2 protein-coding genes are annotated in these 21,714 nt (G+C 74.8%); both read left to right on the forward strand.

The genetic code is table 11. From position 1 onward, the window contains the following. The first annotated feature begins 97 nt into the window (after positions 1-97). Positions 98-16,453, forward strand: a complete 16,356-nt coding sequence (locus OG509_RS41500) for a type I polyketide synthase (RefSeq protein ID WP_331742402.1) — start codon at positions 98-100, stop codon at positions 16,451-16,453. Positions 16,454-16,472: 19 nt separating this feature from the next. After that, positions 16,473-21,713, forward strand: coding sequence for an SDR family NAD(P)-dependent oxidoreductase (locus OG509_RS41505; protein ID WP_406187917.1), 5,241 nt, complete (start codon positions 16,473-16,475; stop codon positions 21,711-21,713). The last annotated feature ends 1 nt before the right edge of the window (position 21,714 follow it).

A 21,714-nucleotide genomic window follows, 5' to 3' on the forward strand; every position in this document is an offset into this window, starting at 1 on the left:
GCCCCGCCGGAGCCCCAGGTCCGTCCTTACGAACGTCTTTACGTCACGTCTTTACGTCCTTCCGTCCGCTGCGGACAACGAGTGTGTGGAGTGCTAGATGACTGAGCCCGGAAACTTTGTCTCCGGCACCGACGGTGTGCCGACCGGTCACACCGCGGCGGACGCGGCGACGGAGTCCGCGCTCGTGCGTGACCTCGAGGCGCTTCCGACGACCGAACAGACCCACGTCCTGCTCGACCTCGTACGCGATCACGCGCTCGCCGTGCTGCGGGCGAAGTACGCCGACGCCCCGGAGGCGCTCGCGGGGGCCGGCCTGCCCGTGTCGGTCGACCCCGACCGCTCCTTCAAGGACCTTGGCCTGGACTCCGTCGCGCTGCTGGAGCTCCAGGTGCGGCTGAACGCGGCCACCGGCCTGGCGCTGCCGCCGACCGTCGCCTTCGACCACCCCTCGCCGGCCGAACTCGCCGCGCACCTGCGCACCGAGGTCCTGGGCCTGGCCGACCGCCCCGAGGCGCCGGTGCGCGCCGTGGCCGTGTCGGACGAACCCATCGCCATCGTCGGCATCGGCTGCCGCTACCCCGGCGGGGTCGCCTCCCCGGAGGACCTGTGGCGGCTGGTCAGCAACGGCGAGCACGTACGGGACGAGTTCCCCGCCGACCGCGGCTGGGACCTGGAGGCGCTGTTCTCCGACGACCCGTCGACGCCCGGCACCACGTACGTGCGCCACGGCGGGTTCCTGCCCGACGCGGCCGAGTTCGACGCGGACTTCTTCGGGATCAGCCCGCGCGAGGCCCTCGCGATGGACCCGCAGCAGCGGCTGGTGCTGGAGAGCGTGTGGGAGGCCGTCGAGCGGGCCGGCATCGACCCCGCGACGCTGCGCGGCACCGAGGCGGGCGTGTTCATCGCCGCCGAGCCGCAGGAGTACGCGATGCGGCTGCACGAGGCCCCGGACGGCCTCGACGGCTACCTGCTGAGCGGCAACGCCCCCAGCGTCATCTCCGGCCGCGTCTCGTACGTCCTCGGGCTCGCCGGTCCGGCCCTCACCGTCGACACCGCCTGCTCCGGCTCCCTCGTCGGCATGCACCTGGCGGTCCAGTCGCTCCAGCGCGGCGAGTGCACGCTCGCGCTGGCCGGCGGTGTGGCCGTCATGGGCAGCCCCGGCACCTTCACCGCCTTCAGCCGCCAGCGCGGCCTCTCGCCCGACGGTACGGTCAAGGCCTTCGCGGCCGCCGCCGACGGCACCGCCTTCGCCGAGGGCGTCGGCGTGTTCGTCCTGGAGCGGCTGTCCGACGCGCAGAAGAACGGCCACCCGGTCGTCGGCGTCATCCGCGGCTCCGCCCTCAACCAGGACGGCGCCTCCAACGGCCTGACCGCGCCCAGCGGCCGCGCCCAGCAGCAGGTCATCCGCCAGGCCCTCGCCAACGCCGGCCTGACCGGCGGGCAGGTAGACGCGGTCGAGGCGCACGGTACGGGCACCACCCTCGGCGACCCGATCGAGGCGCAGGCCCTGATCGCCACGTACGGCAAGGGCCGCCCCGAGGACCGGCCGGTGTGGCTCGGCTCCGCCAAGTCGAACATCGGGCACACCCAGGCGGCGGCCGGTTCGGCCGGCGTCATCAAGATGCTGATGGCGATGCGGCACGACGAGCTGCCCCGCACCCTGCACGTGGACGAGCCCACCCCCAACGTCGACTGGTCGGCGGGCGAGGTCCGCCTGCTGACCGAGTCCCGCGCCTGGCCCAAGGGCGAGGAGCCCCGCCGCGCCGGCGTCTCCTCGTTCGGCGTCAGCGGCACCAACGCGCACGTCATCATCGAGGAGCCGCCCGCAGCCGAGGCCCCCGCCCCCGCCCCCGAGGTCGCGCCGAAGGCCGGCCCCGTGCTGCTGCCGGTCTCCGCCGCGAGCGGGACCGCGCTGCGCGCCCAGGCGGCCCGCCTGCTGGCCCACGCCGAGCAGGAGGACGCCCCGGCCGCGGCCGACCTCGGCTACTCCCTCGCCACGACCCGCGCCCGCCTCGCCCACCGCGCCGTGGTGGCCGCCGACGACCGGGACGCCGTACTGGCGGGCCTGCGGGCCCTGGCCGAGGGCCAGGAGTCCCCGTACGTCTTCCCGGGCACCGCCGACGCCGGCCGCCTCGCCTTCCTCTTCACCGGTCAGGGCAGCCAGCGTGCCGCCATGGGCCGCGCCCTGTACGACACCCAGCCGGTGTTCGCCGCCGCCCTGGACGAGGCGATCGGCCACCTCGACCTCCAGCTGGACCGGCCGCTGCACGAGATCCTGTTCGCCGCCGAGGACAGCGCCGACAGCGCCCTGCTCGACGAGACGGTGTACGCGCAGGCGACCCTCTTCGCCGTCGAGGTGGCCCTGTTCCGGCTGCTGGAGTCCTGGGGCGTGCGCCCCGACTACGTAGCGGGCCACTCGATCGGCGAGCTGGCCGCAGCGCACGTCGCGGGCGTGCTGTCCCTGGACGACGCGGCGACTCTGGTGGCCGCGCGCGGCCGCCTGATGCAAGAACTGCCCAAGGGCGGCGCCATGGTGGCGGTGACGGCCTCCGAGGAGACCGTCGCCCCGCTGCTCGCGGCCCTCGCCGACCGGGTGGCGATCGCCGCCGTCAACGGCCCGGCGTCCGTGGTCATATCGGGCGAGGCCGAGGCCGTCGCCGAGGTCGCCGCCCGGCTGGAGGCCGACGGGCACCGCACCAAGCGGCTGCGGGTGAGCCACGCCTTCCACTCGCCGCTCATGGAGCCGATGCTGGCCGAGTTCCGCCGCATCGCCGAGATCCTGGACTACTGCGCCCCGCGCATCCCCCTGGTCTCGACGCTGACCGGGCGCGCCGCGACCGCCGCCGAGCTGTGCTCGCCGGAGTACTGGGTCCGGCACGTCCGCGAGGCAGTCCGCTTCGCCGACGGGGTACGGGCGCTCGCCGAACTCGGCGCCACCACGTATCTGGAGATCGGCCCCGACCCGGTCCTGTCGGGCCTGGGCCGCGACTGCCTCGAAGGCCTCGAAGGCCCTGGCGGCGCCCCGGTGTTCGTCTCCGCGCTGCGCCGCGGCCACGACGACCTGCGCCAGCTGTCGGCCGCACTGGCCACCGCACACGCCCGCGGTGCGCGGGTGGACTGGGAGGCGTACTACGCGGGCAGCGGCGCGCGCCGCGTCGAGCTGCCGACGTACGCCTTCCAGCGCGAGCGCTTCTGGCTGGCCGCGCCGCTCTCGCGCGGCGACGCCGCCGGGCTCGGCCAGGTGGCCGCCGACCACCCGCTGCTGGGCGCGGTCGTCTCCCTCGCCGACACCGGCGCCTCGGTGCTGACCGGGCGGGTCTCGCCGCGCTCGCAGGCGTGGCTGGCCGACCACGTCATCGCCGGCAGCACGCTGCTCCCGGGCACCGCCTTCGTCGAACTCGCGCTGCGCGCGGGCGAGGAGACGGGCTGCGAGCGGGTCGACGAGCTGATCATGGAGGCTCCGCTGCTGCTGCCCGCCACGGGCGCGGTGGCCCTGCAGATCGTGGTCGACGCCGCCGCCGAGGACGGCCGCCGCCCGATCGCCTTCTACTCCCGCGACGAGGACGCCCCCGCCGACGCGCCGTGGACCCGCAACGCCTCGGGTGTGCTGACCGCCGCCCCGGCCGCCGCCGCCGAGCCCTTCGACGCCTCCGTGTGGCCGCCGCGCGGCGCCCGCGCCGTCGACACCACGCGCCTGTACGAGGACATGGCCGCCCAGGGGTACGGCTACGGCCCCGCGTTCCACGGCCTGAAGGCCGTCTGGCAGGGCGCCGAGGGCGTGGCCTACGCCGAGGTCGCACTGCCGGCCCACGTCGTGGACCAGGCCTCCGCGTTCGGGCTGCACCCGGCGCTGCTCGACGCCGTCCTGCAGGCCACCGACTTCGCCTCCCCCGAGCCCGTCGCCGACGGCCCGCGGCTGCCGTTCGCCTGGTCGGGGGTCTCCCTGTCCGCGGCCGGCGCCGCCGCGCTGCGGGTACGGATCACCGCGACCGGCGCCGACTCCGTCGCGCTCGACCTGGCGGGAGCCGACGGCCTGCCCGTCGCCTCCGTCGAGTCGTTCACGGTCCGCCCCGTCACCGCCGAGCAGCTGCGCCCCCAGGCCCACGACGCGCTCTTCCACCTGCGCTGGACCTCCCGGCCGCTGCCCGCGGACACGCAGGACGCGCCGGCCGCCGTCGCCCACCACGCCCTCCAGGGCGCCGCGGGCGAGGTCCCCGCGCAGGTGCGCGCCGTCGCCGGGGACGTCCTGACCGCGCTCCAGCAGTGGTTGGACGACGAGGAGTCGGCCGCCGGCCGCCTCGTCGTCCTCACCCGCGGGGCGGTCGCCGTCACCCCGGGCGAGGACATCGACCTGGCCCAGGCGCCCGTGTGGGGCCTGGTGCGCTCCGCGCAGGCCGAGAACCCGGGCCGCTTCGTCCTGCTCGACTCCGACGGCTCCCTGGAGCCGGCCGAACTGCTGCGGATCGCCGGGGCCCTCGACGAGCCGGAGGCGGCCGTCCGGGGCGGCGAGCTGTACGTCTCCCGGCTGGCCACACTGCCCGCGGCCGAGCCGCAGCCCGCGCCGTGGGGCCCGCAGGGCACCGTACTGATCACCGGCGGCACCGGCGGGGTCGGCGCCGCCGTCGCCCGCCACCTGGTCACCGAGCACGGCGTACGCCACCTGCTGCTGACCGGCCGCCGGGGCGCGGACGCCCCCGGCGTACGCGAGACCGCCGACGAGCTGACCGGGCTCGGCGCCGAGGTGACCGTCGCCGCCTGCGACGCGTCCGACCGGGACGCGGTGGCCGCGCTGCTCGCCGCGATCCCCGCCGGCCGGCCGCTCACCGCCGTCGTCCACGCGGCCGGTGTGATCGACGACGGTCTCATCGGCTCGCTCGACGCCGGGCGCCTGGACACCGTCCTGCGGCCCAAGGCCGACGGCGCCTGGAACCTGCACGAGCTGACGCAGGATCTGGACCTGTCCGCCTTCGTCCTGTTCTCGTCCACCGCGACCCTGCTCGACGGGGCCGGCCAGGGCAACTACGCGGCCGCGAACGGCTTCCTGGACGCGCTGGCCGCCACCCGCCGCGCCGCCGGACTCCCCGCGACCTCCCTCGCCTGGGGCCTGTGGACCGGCGTCGGCGGCATGGGCGGGCAGCTCGACGAGGCCGCCCTGCGCCGCATCGAGCGCCTCGGCCTCCAGGTGCTGTCCCCCGCCGAAAACCTCGCGCTGCTCGACGGCGCGCTCACCGCCACCGGCGGCGAAGGCGCCGTCGTACCCGTCCGGTTCAACCTGCGCGCCCTCCAGGCGCGGGCCGCCGAGGTCCCGTCCGTCCTGCGCGGGCTGGTCCGCCCCGCCCGCCGCAGCGCGGGCACCGGCGCCGTCCCCGTCGAGCAGTCCCTGGCCCGCCGGCTGTCGGGCCTGTCCCGCGCCGAGCGCGGCGAGGCCCTGCTGGACCTGGTCCGTACGCAGGTCGCGGCCGTCCTCGGCCACGAGAGCGGCGACCGGATCAACCCGACGCGCGCCTTCAACGAGATGGGCTTCGACTCGCTCGCCGCCGTCGAACTGCGCAACCGGCTCAGCTCCGCCATCAGTCTGCCGCTGGCGGCCACGCTGATCTTCGACTACCCGTCGCCGAGCGCGCTCGCCGACCACCTGGCGGACAAGCTGGGCGACCCGGGCAAGGAGGCCCGCCGTACGGCGCCCGTCACCGCGCTCGCGGCGGCCGACGACGACCCGATCGTGGTCGTCGGCATGGCCTGCCGCTACCCGGGCGGCGTCTCGACGCCGGACGACCTGTGGCAGCTGGTCCAGGGCGGGGTCGACGCCGTCGGTGCGTTCCCGACCGACCGCGGCTGGGACTCCGACATCCACGACCCGGAGCCGGGCAAACCCGGCAAGAGCCTCAGCGACAAGGGCGGATTCCTCTACGACGCGGCCGAGTTCGACGCCGAGTTCTTCGGGATCAGCCCTCGCGAGGCGCAGGCCATGGACCCGCAGCAGCGGCTGCTCCTCGAAGTCTCCTGGGAGACGTTCGAGCGGGCCGGCATCGACCCGCACGCCCTGCGCGGCAGCGACACCGGCGTGTTCGCCGGCGTGATGTACCACGACTGGGGCCTGCGCCTGGGCCCGCTGCCCGAGCAGCTCGCCGGCTACCACGGCAACGGCAGCCTGGCGAGCGTGGTCTCGGGCCGGGTCGCGTACGCGCTCGGCCTCGAAGGCCCCGCGGTCACCGTGGACACGGCGTGCTCCTCGTCGCTGGTGGCCATGCACTGGGCGGCGCAGGCGCTGCGGCGCGGCGACTGCGGGCTGGCGCTCGCGGGCGGTGTGACCGTCATGTCCACGCCGGACACCTTCATCGACATGAGCCGGCAGGGCGGTCTGGCCGCCGACGGCCGGTGCAAGTCCTTCGGCAGCGGCGCCGACGGCACGGGCTGGGGCGAGGGCGTCGGCCTGGTGCTCCTGGAGCGCCTCTCCGACGCCGAGCGCAACGGCCACCGGATCCTCGGCGTCCTGCGCGGCTCCGCCGTGAACTCGGACGGCGCGTCCAACGGCCTGACCGCCCCCAACGGCCCTTCGCAGCAGCGCGTCATCCGCCGCGCCCTCCAGGACGGCGGCCTGACCGCCGCCGACGTCGACGTCGTCGAGGGCCACGGCACCGGCACCACGCTGGGCGACCCCATCGAGGCGCAGGCCCTGCTGGACACGTACGGCCAGGAGCGCCCGGAGGACGGCCGGCCGCTGCTGCTCGGCTCGATCAAGTCCAACATCGGGCACACGCAGGCCGCCGCCGGTGTCGCGGGCGTCATCAAGATGCTCCAGGCGATGGAGCACGGCGTCCTGCCGAGGACCCTGTTCGCCGACGAGCCCTCCCCCCAGGTCGCCTGGGACGCGGGCGCGGTGGAGCTGCTGACCGACGCGGTCGAGTGGCCGGCGGGCGAGCGCCCGCGCCGCGCGGGCATCTCCTCCTTCGGCATCAGCGGTACGAACGCCCACCTCATCCTTGAGGAGCCGCCGGTGGCGGCTCCGGCCGAGGCCGCCACGGAGTCCACCGAGTCCTTCGGCGGTCCGGTGCCGTGGGTGGTGTCGGGCCGTACGGCGCAGGCGCTGCGCGCGCAGGCGGCGCGGCTGGTCGCGCATCTGGAGACCCTGGACGACGACGCGGACCTCGCGGTCACCGGCCGCGCGCTGGCCACCCGGCGCGCCCGGCTGAACGAGCGGGCCGTCGTCCTCGGCGAGAACCGCGCAGAGCTGCTGGCCGGCCTGACGGCCCTGGCCGAGGGCGGTACGTCCGCCGGTGTGGTGCAGGGCGTCGTACGGGAGGGCAAGTCGGCCTTCCTGTTCACCGGCCAGGGCGCGCAGCGCCTGGGCATGGGCCGTGAACTGCACGCGGCGTTCCCGGTGTTCGCGCGGGCTCTGGATGCTGTGGTCGGGGCGCTGGACGAGCACTTGGACACCCCGCTGTACGAGGTGATGTGGGGCGAGGACGAGGCGCTGTTGAACAGCACCGCGTTCACGCAGCCCGCGCTGTTCGCGATCGAGACGGCTCTCTTCCGGCTGGTGGAGTCCTGGGGTGTGCGGCCCGACTTCCTGGCGGGGCACTCCATCGGCGAGATCTCGGCCGCGCACGCGGCCGGGGTGCTGTCGCTTGAGGACGCCGCCCGCCTGGTCACCGCGCGCGGCCGCCTGATGCAGGCACTGCCCTCCGGCGGAGCCATGGCCGCGATCGAAGCCACGGAGGAGGAGATCCTCCCGTACGTCTCCGACGTGGTCGGCATCGCGGCCATCAACAGCCCCCGCTCCATCGTGGTGTCGGGTGCCGAGGACGCCGTAGAGGCGATCCAGGCGCACTTCACCGAGCAGGGCCGCAAGACCACCCGGCTCCGCGTCTCGCACGCCTTCCACTCCCCGCTCATGGACCCGGCCCTCGCCGAGTTCCGGGCCGTCGCCGAGAGCATGACGTACGAGCCCGCCCGGATCCCGGTCGTCGCCGGGGTCCACGGCGAGCTCAACGAGAACTGGGGCACCCCCGACTACTGGACCCGCCACCTCCGCGAAGCCGTCCGCTTCTCCGACACCGTCCAGCGCCTGCACGCCAAGGGCGTCAGCCGGTTCCTCGAACTCGGCCCCGACGCCGTCCTGACGGCCCTCACCCGTACGACCCTGGACGCGGACGCCGACGCCGACTCCCCCGTCGTCGAGCCGGTGCTGCGCAAGAACCGCCCCGAGGCGCACTCCCTCCTCACCGCCCTCGCGCAGCTCCACACCACCGGGGCGCCCATCGACTGGACGGCCTTCTACCGGACCGCCGAGGACCGCTGGTCCGAGCTGCCGACGTACGCCTTCCAGCACCAGCGGTACTGGCTGGAGGGGGCGGCCGCCGGCGGCGGCGCCGGGCTCGGCTCCGCCGGCCTCGAACCGGTCGGGCACCCGCTGCTCAGCGCCGCGCTCCCCGCGGCCGACTCCGGCGAGGTCGTCCTGACCGGACGCCTGTCGGTGGACACCCAGCCGTGGCTGGCCGACCACGACGTCCTCGGCTCGATCCTGCTGCCGGGCACCGGCTTCGTCGAGCTGGCCGTCCGGGCCGGCGACCAGGTCGGCTGCGACCGGATCGAGGAGCTGCTCCTCGAAGCACCGCTGATCGTGCCCGCCCGCGGGGGCGTTGCCCTCCAGGTGCGGGTCGGCGCCCCGGACTCCTCGGGCGCCCGGTCGATCGGCATCCACTCCCGCGGCTCCGCCCCGGACGCCCCGTGGACCCGCCACGCCTACGGCACGGTGGTTCCGGGGGCCCCGGCTCCCTCGTTCGACCTGTCCCAGTGGCCGCCGGCCGGTGCGACCCCGCTCGACGTCAACGGCGCGTACGACCGGCTGCTGGAGCGCGGGTACGCGTACGGCCCGGTGTTCCAGGGCCTGAAGGCCGCCTGGGTCCAGGGCGACGACGTGTTCGCCGAGGTGGCGCTGCCCGAGACGGCGCACGGCGACGCGGCCCTCTTCGGGCTCCACCCGGCGCTCCTCGACGCCGCGATGCACGCGGACCTGCTCGGTGGCGACGGCGCTGCCGAAGGTGCGACGCTGCTGCCGTTCTCCTGGAACGGGGTCACCCTGCACGCGGCCGGTACGTCCGTGCTGCGGGTGCACATCCGCCGGGTGCGCGGGGACGAGGTCTCGGCGATCATGGTCGCCGACGAGACGGGTGCGCCCGTGGCGACCGTGGAGTCGCTGGTGTCGCGCCCGGTTTCCGAGGCCCAGCTGGCCGCCGCCTCCGGTGGTGCGTCCGCCGCCCTGCACCGCGTCGAGTGGCTGCGTACGGCGCCGGGCGGGGCCGAAGCGGCAGAGGCCGCCGTGTACTTCTCCCCCGTACCGGCCGGCGCGGACGCCGCGGCCCGGGTGCGTGCGGTGGTGCCTGAGGTGCTCGCGAAGGTCCAGGAATGGCTGGCCGATCCGGAGTCCGCGGCCACCCGCCTCGCCGTGGTCACCCGCGGCGGTGTCTCCGTACTGGCCGGCGAGGACGCCGATCCGGCGCAGGCCGCCGTCTGGGGTCTGGTCCGGGCGGCCGAGGCCGAGAACCCCGGCCGGTTCGTGCTGGTCGACGTGGCCGCCGGAACCCGCGATCCGGGCGCCGACGTGGCCACCGCGGTGGCCTCCGGCGAGTCCGAGACGGCGGTGCGCTCCGGCGAGGTGCGCCTGCCGCGCCTGGCCCGGATCCCCTCCCCCGCCCCCGTCTCCCCGTGGGGTACGACCGGCACCGTGCTGATCACCGGCGGTACCAGCGGCCTCGGCGCGCTGGTGGCCCGCCACCTGGTCACCGAGCACGGGGTGCGCCACCTGCTCCTGACCAGCCGCCGCGGCCTCGAAGCGCCGAACGCCTCGGCGATCGTCGCCGAGCTCGCGGAGCTGGGAGCCCACGCCTCGGTGGCGGCCTGCGACGTGACGGACCGGCAGTCGCTCGCCGGCGTGCTGGCCGGGATCGACGCGGCCCACCCGCTGAGCGGGGTGGTGCACGCCGCCGCCGTCGCGGGCGGCGGGCTCGTCGGCTCGCTGACCGCCGAGGGCTTCGAGTCCGTACTGCGGCCCAAGACCGACGGCGCGTGGAACCTGCACGAGCTGACCCGGGACGCCGACCTGAAGGCGTTCGTCCTCTTCTCCTCCGCCGGCGGCTCGGTCCTGGCCGCCGGCCAGGCCGACTACGCCGCGGCCAACTCCTTCCTGGACGCGCTCGCCGCCCACCGCCGGGCCGCGGGGCTGCCGGCCACGGCGCCCGCGTTCGGCATGTGGGAGATCAGCACCGGTCTCGGCGGCGACCTCACCGACGCCGACCTGGAGCGCATGAAGCGGCTGGGCCTGCCGGCGCTGACCGTCGCGGAGGGCCTCGCCCTCTTCGACGCCGCCGTCGCCGGGTTCGACGCCGTGGTCCTGCCGCTCAAGACCGACGCGGCGGCGCTCGCCGCCCGCGGCGAGGACCTGCCCGCGCTGCTGCGCGGCAAGGTGCGCGGCCCGGTCCGCCGGACCGTGCAGGCGCAGAGCCCGGAAACCTCCGAGCTGGAGCGCCGCCTCGCCGGGGCCTCCGCCCAGGAGCGCGACCGGATCGTCCTCGAACTCGTCCGTACGCAGGTGGCGGCGGTGCTCGGCCACCCGTCCCCGGACGCGATCGGCCCGGAGACGGCCTTCCGCGAGCAGGGCTTCGACTCGCTGGCCGCCGTCGAGCTGCGCAATCTGCTCCAGGCCGCCACCGGTCTGCGGCTGCCGGCCACGCTGGTCTTCGACTACCCCAACTCCCGGGCGGTCGCGGGCTTCGTGGTGGACAAGCTGTCGGCCACCACCACCAAGGCGGCCCCGGCCGCCGCCGCCGCGCCGCGCGCCACCACCCCCACCGACTCGGACCCGATCGCGATCGTCTCGATCAGCTGCCGCTTCCCCGGCGGCGTACGGTCCGCCGAGGACCTGTGGGACCTGGTCGCCGAAGGCCGGGACGCCGTCGGGGCGTTCCCGACCGACCGCGGCTGGGACGCAGACGCCATCTACGACCCCGAGCCCGGCACGCCCGGCAAGACGTACGCCAAGGACGGCGGATTCCTCTACGACGCCGCCGAGTTCGACGCGGAGTTCTTCGGCATCATGCCGCGCGAGGCCCTCGCGATGGACCCGCAGCAGCGCCTGCTGCTGGAAGCCGCGTGGGAGACCTTCGAGCGGGCCGGCATCGACCCGCAGACCCTGCGCGGCAGCCGGACCGGCGTGTATGCGGGCATCATGTACCACGAGTACGGCAGCCGTCTGACGGACGTCCCCGAAGACCTCGCGGGCTACCTCGGCAACGGCAGCGCGGGCTCCATCGCCTCGGGCCGCGTCGCGTACACCCTCGGCCTGGAGGGCCCGGCCGTCACCGTCGACACCGCGTGCTCCTCCTCGCTGGTCAGCCTGCACATGGCCTGCCAGGCGCTGCGCTCCGGCGAGATCACGATGGCGCTGGCCGGCGGTGTGACCGTCATGCCGACGCCTGACCTGTTCGTCGACTTCAGCCAGCAGCGCGGACTCGCCGCCGACGGCCGCTCCAAGGCCTTCGCCGGGGCCGCCGACGGCACCGGCTGGGCGGAGGGCATCGGCCTGCTCCTCGTCGAGCGCCTCTCCGACGCGGAGCGGCTCGGCCACCCGGTGCTCGCCGTGATCCGGGGCAGCGCCATCAACCAGGACGGCGCCTCCAACGGCCTCACCGCCCCCAACGGGCCGTCCCAGCAGCGGGTCATCCAGCAGGCGCTGGCCGCGGCCGGTCTCACCACGGCCGATGTGGACGCCGTCGAGGGCCACGGTACGGGCACCCGCCTCGGCGACCCGATCGAGGCGCAGGCGCTGCTCGCCACGTACGGGCAGGGCCGCGACGAGGACAAGCCGCTGTGGCTCGGCTCGATCAAGTCGAACATCGGCCACGCGCAGGCGGCGGCCGGTGTCAGCGGTGTGATCAAGATGGTGGAGGCGCTGCGCCACGGCGTGCTGCCGAAGACGCTGCACGTGGACGAGCCCTCGCCGCAGGTCGACTGGACCGAGGGCAACGTCAGGCTGCTGACCGAGCCGGTCGAGTGGCCGGCGGGCGGGCGCCCGCGCCGTGCGGGTGTCTCCTCCTTCGGCCTGAGCGGTACGAACGCCCACGTCATCCTCGAAGAGGCCCCGCAGGGTGCGGCGGATCAGGAGCAGGAGCCGGAGCCGGTGGCGGTCACACCCGCGGCCGGTGCACCGGCCACCCTGGCCGTGTCGGCGAAGAGCGCGAAGGCCCTGCCCCGGCAGGCCGAGGCGCTGCGCGCCCACCTGGAGGCCCACCCGGAGCAGTCCCTGGCCGACATCGGCTACTCGCTGGTGGCGTCCCGGGCGGCGCTGGACCACCGTGCGGTGGTCCTCGCCGAGGACCGCGAGGGCGCGCTGCGGGAGCTGGCGAAGCTGGCCGAGGGCGTGGAGTCCGCGGACACCGTCACCGGCAGCCGCGCGGACGGCGCGACCGCGTTCCTGTTCACGGGCCAGGGTGCGCAGCGCCTGGGCATGGGCCGTGAACTGCACGCCGCGTTCCCGGTGTTCGCACAGGCTCTGGACGCCGTGGTCGCGGCCGTGGACGAGCACCTCGACACCCCGCTGTACGAGGTGGTGTGGGGCTCGGACGAGACGCTGCTCAACAGCACCGCCTACACCCAGCCGGCCCTCTTCGCCATCGAGACCGCCCTGTTCCGGCTGGTCGAATCCTGGGGCGTGCGGCCGGACTTCCTGGCCGGGCACTCCATCGGCGAGATCACGGCCGCGCACGCGGCCGGGGTCCTCTCCCTGGAGGACGCGGCCCGCCTGGTCACCGCGCGCGGCCGCCTGATGCAGGCGCTGCCCGCCGGCGGAGCCATGGCCGCGATCGAAGCCACGGAGCCCGAGGTCCTCCCGTACCTGGGCGACGAGGTCGGCATCGCGGCGATCAACAGCCCGCGCTCGATCGTGGTCTCCGGTACGGAGGAGGCCGTCGAGGCGATCCGGGCCGCCTTCACCGAGCAGGGCCGCAAGAGCACCCGGCTCCGGGTCTCGCACGCCTTCCACTCCCCGCTGATGGACCCGGCGCTCGCCGAGTTCCACCTCGTGGCCGAGTCCGTGACCCGGCACGAGCCGCAGATCCCGGTCGTGGCCGGGGTCCACGGCGCGATCAGCGAGGACTGGGGCACCCCGGACTACTGGAGCCGCCACCTGCGCGAGGCGGTCCGCTTCTCCGACACCGTCCAGCACCTCGCCGCCAAGGGCGTCCAGACCTTCCTGGAGCTCGGCCCCGACGCGATCCTCACCGCCCTCGCCCAGAACACCCTCGACGGCGCGGACGCCGTCATCGAGCCGACCGTACGCAAGAACCGGCCCGAGGCGCGCACCCTGCTGACCGCCCTCGCCCGGCTCCACGCCACCGGTACGGCCGTCGACTGGACGGCCGTGCACGCCGGGTCCGGCGCGCGGCCGGTCGAGCTGCCGACGTACGCCTTCGAGCGCCGTCCGTACTGGCTCGACGCCCCCGCTTCGGCCCCGGCCGGCGATGTCACGAGCCTGGGCCAGCAGCCGGCTCAGCACCCGCTGCTGAGCGCGGTGGTGGTCTCTCCGGAGGCCGGAGGCGTGGTGCTGACCGGCCGCCTGTCGGTGAAGACCCACGCCTGGCTGGCCGACCACGACGTCCTCGGGACCGTGCTCCTGCCCGGCACCGGATACGTCGAACTCGCCATCCGCGCCGGTGAGGAGGTCGGCTGCGACGTCATCGACGAGCTCACCATCGAGGCGCTGATGCCGATGCGCGAGGACGGCGGCGGCCTGGCCGTCCAGGTCACCGTCGACGCGGCCGACGCCAGCGGCCGACGCTCGCTCGCGGTGTACTCGCGTCCCGACGACGGCCCGGCGGACACGCCGTGGACGCGGCACGCGAGCGGTGTCCTGGCTCCCGGGGCCCAGCACCCGCCGGCCCCCGAGTCGTTCGGGGTCGGGACCGGGGTCTGGCCGCCCGAGGGCGCCGAGGAGGTCGACATCTCCGGGGTGTACGACTACCTCACCGGCCAGGGCTACGGATACGGGCCCATGTTCCGCTGCCTGCGCGGGATCTGGACGCGCGGCAAGGAGACCTTCGTCGAGGTGTCGCTGCCCGAGGACAACCTGGCGGTGGGCCACGAGTACCGCATCCACCCGTCGATCCTCGACGGCTCGCTGAGCGCGACGGACTTCATGGACGGGCGCAGCCCGCAGGACGTCGGAGGCACCCAGCTCCCGTTCGCCTGGTCCGGAGTGACCCTGCACGCGGCCGGTTCCTCGCAGCTGCGGGGCCGGATCACGGCAGTGGAATCGCACAAGTCGCAGGGTTCGGACGCCGTCCGGATCGAACTGTCCGACCTGCGCGGCACACCGGTCGCGACCATCGACTCCCTGGTGGTCCGCCCGGTCACGGCGGCCCGGGTCAACGCCGCCGCGGCCGCCGGCCAGGGCGAGCGCTCGTCGATGTTCCACCTGGTGTGGAACCAGCTGCCGCTGGGCGCCAGCGCCTCGGCGGTCGCCGACCGCTGGGCGGTCCTCGGCGGCTCCGACCACGCCTTCGGCGAGGGCCTGGCCGCGTACCCCGATCTCGGGGCGCTCGCCGCGGCGCTCGACGGCGGCGCGGAGCTGCCCGAGGTGGTCCTGCTGCCCGTACCGGCCGGCGAGGGCGAGGTCCCGGACGCGGTCCGGTCCGTGACCGGCGCCGTCCTCGACGTCCTGCAGGCCTGGCTGGAGGAGCCCCACTTCGGCCGCTCCCGCCTCGCCGTGGTCACCCGCGGCGCGGTCCGGGCGAAGGACACCGACACCGTCGACCTGGCGCAGGCGCCCGTATGGGGCCTGCTGCGCTCGGCGGAGGAGGAGAACCCGGGACGCTTCCTGCTGGTGGACACCGACGGCTCGGCCGCCGCCCACCAGGTGCTGCCCGCGATCGTGGCGACCGGGGAACCGGAAGCGGCCGTACGCGGCAGCGAGGTCAAGGTCCCGCGCCTGGCCCGGATCGCCTCCAGCCAGGTCGCCTCCGATCTGCCCTGGTCGGCGGAGGGCACCGTACTGATCACCGGCGGTACGAGCGGCCTCGGCGCCATCACCGCCCGCCACCTGGTGGCGGAGCACGGCGTACGCCACCTGCTGCTGACCAGCCGCCGCGGCCCGGACGCACCGGGCGCCGAGGAACTGAGCGCCGAGCTGAGCGGGCTCGGGGCAACGGTCTCGGTCGTCGCCTGCGACGTGTCGGACCGCGGCGCCGTGGACGCGCTGCTGGCCGGCGTGGACGCCGAGCAGCCGCTGACCGCGGTCGTGCACGCGGCGGCGCTGATGGACAACGCGCTGACCGCGCAGCTGACGGCGCGGCAGGTCGACGCCGTACTGCGGCCGAAGGCGGACGCCGCCTGGCACCTGCACGAGGCGACGCTCGGCCTGGACCTGACGGCCTTCGTCCTCTTCTCCTCCTGCGCCGGACTCGTCGTCGGCGCCGGGCAGGGCAACTACGCGGCGGCCAACCGCTTCCTGGACGGACTCTCCGCCCACCGCCGCTCGCTCGGACTGCCCGCCACCTCGCTGGCGTTCGGCCTGTGGGAGACGAAGACCGGACTGGGCGGCGGGGTCACCGACTCCGACCTCGGCCGGATGAGGTCGCTGGGCCTGCCGGCGCTGCCGACCGCGGAGGGGCTGCAGCTCTTCGACGAGGCGATGACCCTCGACGAGGTGATGATCGCCCCGATCCGCGTCGACAACGCGGGCCGCGGCGCGAACCCCGGCGCGGCCCCGGTGCTCCTGCGGGACGTGCTGAAGGCCGAGCCGGCGCCGCAGCAGCGCCAGGACGTACGGGCCCCGGCCGTGGCGGCCGCGGCCGCCGCATCGGCCGGCTCGCTGTCCCTGGAGGAGCGGCTGGCCCGGATGCGGCCCGCCGACCGGGAGCCGGCGGTCCTGGACCTGATCCGGGCCCAGGTGGCGGCCGTCAGCCACAGCGACCCCGACACCATCGACGTCAACAAGGGCTTCACGGACCTGGGGCTCGACTCGCTGGCCGCGATCGACCTGCGCAACCGGCTCCAGACCGCGACCGGGATGCGCCTGCCGGCGACCATGATGTTCGACTACCCGAGCCCCGTCGTGATGGCCGAGTTCCTCCTGGAGGAGATCCTCCCGGCCATCGAGGACGTCGCGGAGCCCGAGCCTGCGGCGGCCGCCGCCCAGGACGACCACTCCATCCGAGAGGCGCTCGCCTCGATCCCCGTCACCGCACTGCGCGAGGCGGGCCTCCTGGACGCGCTGCTCAGGCTCGCCGGTCCGGTGGAGCAGCAGGGGGCCGCGGCCGCACCGGCCGCGCCCGGCACGCCCGGCGCCCCTGCCGCCCCGCAGACCGCCGACCGGAGCGAAGAGATCAAGAGCATGAACATCGACGACCTGGTGCGCGCCGCGCTTGCGTCCGCCGAACCGAATTCGAACGAGGGCTGAGGTCATCGTGGAAGCATCAGTGGAACAACTCGTCACCGCTCTCAGACAGTCCATGCTGGACAACGAGCGCCTGAAGCGGGAGAACAGCGAGCTCGCCGAGGAGGCCGACCGGGCCTGCGAGCCGATCGCGATCGTGGGCATGGCCTGCCGGTACCCCGGCGGCGTCAACTCCCCCGACGACCTGTGGCGGCTCGTGGCCGAGGGCCGCGACGGCGTCTCCGCGTTCCCCGAGGACCGCGGCTGGAACACCGACGCCCTGTACGACCCCGAGCCGGGCAAGCTCGGCAGGACGATCACCCGCGAGGGCGGCTTCCTCTACGACGCCGGCGACTTCGACGCGGGCCTCTTCGGGATCTCCCCGCGCGAGGCCCTGACCCTCGACCCGCAGCAGCGGCTGCTGCTGGAGTCCTCCTGGGAGGCCATCGAGAGCGCCGGCATCGCCCCGCACACGCTCCGCAAGAGCAAGACGGGCGTGTTCGGCGGCGTGATGTACCACGACTACGGTCCCGGTACGAGCGACGGCAGCCTGGTCACCGGCCGGGTGGCGTTCAGCCTGGGTCTGGAGGGCCCGGCCCTGACGATCGACACGGCCTGCTCCTCCTCGCTGGTCGCCATGCACCTGGCGGCCCAGTCGCTGCGCTCGGGCGAGTCGACGCTCGCCCTGGCCGGCGGGGTCACCGTGATGACCGAGCCGGACATGTTCCTCTACTTCAGCCACCAGCGCGGTATGGCCGCCGACGGCCGCTGCAAGTCCTTCTCGGCCGATGCCGACGGCACCGGCTGCTCCGAGGGCGTCGGCGTCATCGTCCTGGAACGGCTCTCCGACGCCCGCCGCAACGGGCACGAGGTCCTCGCCGTCATCCGCGGCAGCGCCGTCAACCAGGACGGCGCCTCCAGCAGCATGACCGCCCCCAACGGCCCCTCCCAGCAGCGCGTCATCCGCAGCGCCCTGGAAAACGCCGGCCTGACCATCGCCGACGTCGACGCCGTCGAAGCCCACGGCACCGGCACCACGCTGGGCGACCCGATCGAGGCACAGGCCGTACTGGCCACGTACGGCCGCCGGCCCGCCGGCGACAAGCCGCTCTACCTGGGCTCGCTCAAGTCCAACCTGGCCCACACACAGGCCGCGGCCGGCGTCGGCGGCGTCATCAAGATGGTCCAGGCGCTGCGCCACGGCCTGCTGCCCAAGGTCCTCCACCTGGACGAGCCGACCCCGCACGTGGACTGGGAGTCGGGCAACGTCCAGCTGCTGACCGAGGCCGTCGACTGGCCGGCGGGCGAGCGCCCGCGCCGCGCGGGCGTGTCCTCGTTCGGCCTGAGCGGTACGAACGTCCACGTCATCCTGGAGGAGGCCCCCGCCGCGCAGGCCCCCGAGACCGACGGCGGAGCCCGCGAACTGCCGCTGGTCCCGGTCGTCCTGTCGGGCCGCTCCGCGCAGGCCCTGACCGACCAGGCCGCGCAGCTCCACGCCCGCTTCGGCGCGGACGAGGAACTCCCGCTCACCGACCTCGGCTACTCCGCCGCGACCACCCGGACCCCGCACGAGCACCGCGCGGTCGTCGTCGGCGCCGACCGCGAGGAACTCCTCGCCGGCCTGTCGGCCCTCGCCGAGGGCACGATCGCCGACGCGGGCGTGGTGGAGGGCCAGGTCCGCGACGGCCGCACGGCCTTCCTGTTCACCGGCCAGGGCGCGCAGCGCCTGGGCATGGGCCGCGAACTGCACTCCGCCTTCCCGGTGTTCGCCCGCGCCTTCGACGAGGTCGTGGCCGCGGTGGACACGTACCTCGACACCCCGCTGTACGAGGTGATCTGGGGTGAGGACGAGGAGCTGCTGAACAGCACCGCTTACACCCAGCCCGCGCTCTTCGCCATCGAGACCGCGCTGTTCCGGCTTGTGGAGTCCTGGGGCGTGCGTCCGGACTTCCTGGCCGGGCACTCCATCGGTGAGATCACCGCGGCCCACGTGGCCGGGGTGCTCTCCCTGGAGGACGCCGCCCGCCTGGTCACCGCACGCGGCCGCCTGATGCAGGCGCTGCCCGCCGGCGGAGCCATGGCCGCGATCGAAGCCACGGAGGAGGAAGTCCTCCCGTACGTCTCGGACGTGGTCGGGATCGCGGCCATCAACAGCCCCCGCTCCATCGTGGTCTCCGGCGCCGAGGACGCCGTCGAGGCGATCACCGAGGAGTTCGGCGGGCGGGGCCGCAAGACGACCCGGCTGCGCGTCTCGCACGCCTTCCACTCCCCGCTGGTCGAGCCGGCCCTGGCCGAGTTCCACCTGGTATCGCAGAGCGTGGCGTACCAACCGGCGCTGATCCCCATCGTCTCGAACGTGACCGGCCGGCTCGCCACGGACGCCGATCTGGCCTCGCCCGCCTACTGGGTGCGCCACGTCCGCGAGGCGGTCCGCTTCACCGACGCCGTCCGGACCCTGGCGGCGAAGGGCGTCAACCGGTTCATCGAGCTGGGCCCCGACGCGATCCTGACCGCGCTCACCCGGACGACGCTCGACACGGACGACGCGATCATCGAGCCGACCGTACGCAAGAACCGTCCCGAGTCCCGCACCCTGCTGACCGCCCTGGCGCACCTGCACACCGCGGGCGCCCGGATCGACTGGGCCGCCTTCTACCAGGGCACCGCCGCCCGGCCCGTGGCCCTGCCCACGTACCCGTTCCAGCGGGAGCGGTACTGGATCATCGAGAACCCGCTCGGCGGCGACGCCTCCGCCTTCGGTCTGACCCCCGCCGGCCACCCGCTGCTCGGCGCGGTCATCGCCTCCCCGGACGCGGACGGGGTGACCTTCACGGGCCGCCTCTCCGTCGACACCCACGCCTGGCTGGCCGACCACGACGTGCTGGGCACCGTACTGCTGCCCGGCACCGGCTTCGTCGAACTCGCCTTGCACGCCGGTGAGCAGGTCGGCTACCCGGCGCTGGAGGAGCTCATCCTCCAGGCCCCGCTCGTGCTGCCGGAGCGCGGCGGGGTCGCCCTCCAGGTCTCCGTCGGCCCCGACGACCTGGGCCGCCGTACGATCCGCATCCACTCGCGGCACCAGGACGCCCTGCCCGACACCCCGTGGCTGCTGCACGCCGAGGGCCTGCTCGGTACCGCGCCCGCCGCCGCCTCCGTCGGCGCCGACCTCGGCACTTGGCCGCCGGCCGGTGCGGACGAGGTGCGCGTGAGCGATGCGTACGAGCTCCTCTTCCAGCAGGGCTACGACTACGGGCCGGTGTTCCAGGGGCTCAAGGCCGCCTGGCGCGAAGGCGACTCGGTGTACGCCGAGATCGAACTGCCCGAGGAGGCGCACGACGAAGCCGCGCTCTTCGGCATCCACCCGGCCCTCCTCGACGCCACGATGCACGCGCTCGGGGTCGGCGAGGGCGTCACCGGCGAGGAGCAGACGGAGCTGCCCTTCTCCTGGTCGGACGTGTCCCTGCACGCGGTCGGCGCCACTTCGCTGCGGGTGCGGATCACCAGGCACGGGGAGAACAACCTGTCGCTGGACCTCGCGGACCGCAGCGGCGCGCCGGTGGCCTCCATCGGCTCGCTGACGTTCCGTCCGGTCTCGCCGGAGCAGCTCGGCGGCGGACAGCCGGACACCCTGTTCGAGATCGGCTGGCGTCCGCTGGCGGCGCCGGCGGCCGGCGCGGAGTTCCAGGTGTGGGACGAGGTGCCCGCGGGCCCGGTATCGGGCGCGGTGCTCTTCCCGGTCCCGCAGTTCGATGGACCGGTTCCGGAGGCCGTGCGCTCGGCGGTGGGCCACACCCTCACCGCCGTCCAGGAGTGGCTGGCCGACCCGCGGTTCGAGCAGTCCACGCTGGTCGTGGCGACCCGCGGTGCGGTGGCCGCCGACACCGGGGAGAGCGTCGACGTGGTGCAGGCCCCGGTGTGGGGTCTCGTACGCGCCGCCCAGGCGGAGAACCCGGGCCGCATCCAGCTCACCGACCTCCCGGCGGGCGGCACCGGCTTCGACGGCCTGGCGGCCGTCATCGCCTCGGCCGAGCCGGAGAGCGCCGTACGCGGGGCAGACCTCCTGATCCCGCGCCTGACCCCGGTCACGGACGCGGCCACCGACACACCGGCCCTCGACCCGGAGGGCACGGTCCTGATCACGGGCGGCACCGGCGGCATCGGCGCCCACCTGGCCCGCCACCTGGTCACCGAGCACGGCGCGGGCCACCTCGTCCTGACCTCCCGGCGCGGCCCCGACGCGGAGGGCGCGGCCGAACTGGCCGAGGAACTCTCCGAGCTGGGGGCTCAGGTCACCGTCACCGCATGCGACGTCTCCGACCCGGAGGCGGTCGCGGCCCTGCTCGCCGGAATCCCCGCCGCGCACCCGCTGACCGGCGTGGTCCACGCGGCCGGCACGGGCGACAACGGCCTGATCGCCACGATGGACGCCGAGCGCCTCGACGCCGTCCTGGCGCCGAAGGCCGACGCGGCCTGGCACCTCCACGAGCAGACCGAGCACCTGGATCTGGCCCTGTTCACGCTGATCTCCTCGGCGGGCGGCCTCACCCTGGCCGCCGGCCAGGCCAACTACGCGGCGGCGAACACCTTCCTCGACGCCCTCGCCGCCCACCGCCACGCCCAGGGCCTCGCGGCCCAGTCGCTGGCGTACGGACTCTGGGCCGCCAGGACGGGCCTCACCGAGTCCATCGAGGAGGACATCCGCCTGATGGCGGCACGCGGCCTCCCGGCCCTGGAGGTCGAAGAGGCCCTGCAGCTCTTCACCTCGGCCCACACGAAGGGCCGCCCGGCCCTGGTCCCCCTCCGCGTGGACACGGCCACGCTCCGCTCCCGCGCGGACGACCTCCCGGCGCTCCTCAGAGGCCTGATCCCCCAGCCCACCCGCTCCACGACCCGGACCGCCGACCGCGGCACCGACCCCGCGGCCCTCGTCGAGCGCCTGTCCGCCCTCCCCGCCAAGGAGCGCGAACAGGAACTGCTGGACGTCGTACGGGCGCACGCCGCAGCCGTACTCGGCCACGCCGGCCAGGACGCGGTCCGCGCGGACCGCGGCTTCCTGGACCTCGGCTTCGACTCACTGACGGCCCTGGAACTCCGCAACCGCCTGGGCGCCCTCACCGGCTCCCGCCTGACACCCACACTGATCTTCGACTACCCGTCCCCCCTCAAGCTCGCCACCCACCTCCGCGAACTCCTCTTCGGCACCGAGTCCCCCGAAGAAGACCTGAGCGCCGCCACGGCGGAAGAACTGTTCGACATCCTCGACGGCGAGGAGATCTTCCAGTAAC

The sequence above is a fragment of the Streptomyces sp. NBC_01006 genome (genome assembly GCF_045162725.1).
Lineage (GTDB): Bacteria > Actinomycetota > Actinomycetes > Streptomycetales > Streptomycetaceae > Streptomyces.

Excerpts from the sequence above, each read along its gene's own strand:
- OG509_RS41500 (WP_331742402.1), top strand. The coding sequence starts at position 98 with ATGACTGAGCCCGGAAACTTTGTCTCCGGCACCGACGGTGTGCCGACC.